Raw genomic sequence first — 979 nt, 5'->3', positions numbered from 1 at the left:
CTGTAAGAACTGACCGGCAACGCCAGGGAGCAGCTTAAGTCCGCCGGCCGGCCCGTGCACATCGTCGACATCGCCGCCGGCCATGGCCGCTACGTGCTCGATGCCGTTGCCAAATGCCCGACGCCCCCGGCCAGCGTCAGGCTGCAGGACTATTCCGAGCTCAATGTCGGGCTCGGCACCAGGCTGATCGCCGAGCGGCACCTGCCGACCAGCGTCACCTTCCGCCAGGCCGACGCCTTCGATGCCGGAATGCTCGCCGCGCTGAAGCCGGCGCCGGACCTCGCCATCGTTTCCGGCCTCTACGAGCTCTTCGCCGACAATGCGCTGATTTCCCGCTCGCTCAGCGGACTCGCCAGCGCCATGCAGCCCGGTGCCCTGATCATCTACACCAACCAGCCCTGGCATCCGCAGCTGGAGATGATCGCGCGTAGCCTGACCTCGCATCGCGGCGGCCAGGCCTGGGTGATGCGGCGGCGCACGCAGGGCGAGATGGACCAGTTGGTGAAGGCCGCCGGTTTCGAGAAAATCGACCAGCGCATCGACCAGTGGGGCATCTTCACCGTCTCGGTCGCGCGGCGCGTCTGAGGAAGCCGTGCCCGCCGCCGACCCTGCCCCAGCCGCCATCGCCGAGCCGTCGAAGGATAGATTCGGCGCCATCCTGCTACGCGCGGCGCTGTGGCTGGCGCTGCTCGCGCCGCTGTTCTACTCGACCTATGGCTTCGCCAACTGGCTGGCCTCGCGACGCGACGATGTCGGCAGCATTGTCTTTGCGTGGGAGCGCGACATCCCGTTCATGGCGTGGACGATCGTGCCCTACTGGTCGATCAACCTGTTCTACGGCCTGTCGCTGCTTCTCAACGACACCAGGCGCGGCGTCGACCGCCTCGCCGGCCGCTATCTGACCGCGCAGGCAATCGCGGTGACCTGCTTCATCCTGTTCCCGCTCCGGGCGACCTTCGTGCGGCCGGAGCCATCGGGG

Annotated in this window: 2 pseudogenes; both read left to right on the top strand. The window is 67.7% G+C overall.

From position 1 onward, the window contains the following. Window positions 1–21: 21 nt before the first annotated feature. Window positions 22–585 (top strand): annotated as a pseudogene (locus EN742_RS36045) (class I SAM-dependent methyltransferase family protein); the annotation flags it as partial. Window positions 586–622: 37 nt separating this feature from the next. After that, a pseudogene (locus tag EN742_RS36040) lies at window positions 623–979 on the top strand (serine/threonine protein phosphatase); the annotation flags it as partial.

The sequence above is a fragment of the Mesorhizobium sp. M4A.F.Ca.ET.020.02.1.1 genome (genome assembly GCF_004022645.1).
GTDB lineage: Bacteria > Pseudomonadota > Alphaproteobacteria > Rhizobiales > Rhizobiaceae > Mesorhizobium.
The sequence above is the reverse complement of the archived record's forward strand: the minus strand, read 5'-3'. Positions and strand labels throughout refer to the sequence as shown.